A 574-nucleotide genomic window follows, 5' to 3' on the forward strand; every position below is an offset into this window, starting at 1 on the left:
CCGATTCAGCGATCCGAATTCGGAGAAGGCATTGCATGAATCGTTCCGCGACTGTGCTGAACCCAAATGATGTGTATGCCCAGTGGTGCTTGCCTGCAGATGCCAGAGCAAAAAGAGCGGCAGAAAAGCGTAGATTGAATTTCGGAAGCAACTCGGTCCATCAGAGCGGAATGAGTGTCCGGCAGCGGAGTAAATGAAAAGCACGTCCAACGTCGTCAGAGTTTGCAGAGTATTTGACTTCGACGAAAGTCCTTCTGAAATCTACGCAAAGCTATGCCAGAGTTTGTCTTTGCTTCCTGCACCTTGGGGGATGGCGAATGTGGATGTCATCACATTTGAAGACCGGCCCGATTGGCCTATCCATGAATTGAGCTATCGACTTCACGGGGAGGTCAGTCGCCTTGAGATTGGACTTTTAAGCCGGGGGTATCGGCGACATTCAGAGGTGCTTCCATACCTTGAAGACTACATGACTGTCGAATTCAATTCTGCGAAAAGTGGAGCCGACCTGAAGTATGTTTTCGACCAGGTGATCCCCCTCTACATACGCAGCTTTGGTGCGTTCTTCGCTGCG

The 574-nt window shown here is 50.5% G+C and carries 1 protein-coding gene; it reads left to right on the top strand.

Going from position 1 to position 574, the window contains the following annotated elements:
* Positions 1 to 193 precede the first annotated feature (193 nt).
* The coding region (locus Cth01_RS24205) for a hypothetical protein (RefSeq protein WP_211267693.1) at positions 194 to 574 on the top strand (381 nt) is incomplete at its 3' end.

Source organism: Comamonas thiooxydans, from assembly GCF_000964545.1.
Taxonomy (GTDB): domain Bacteria; phylum Pseudomonadota; class Gammaproteobacteria; order Burkholderiales; family Burkholderiaceae_C; genus Comamonas; species Comamonas thiooxydans.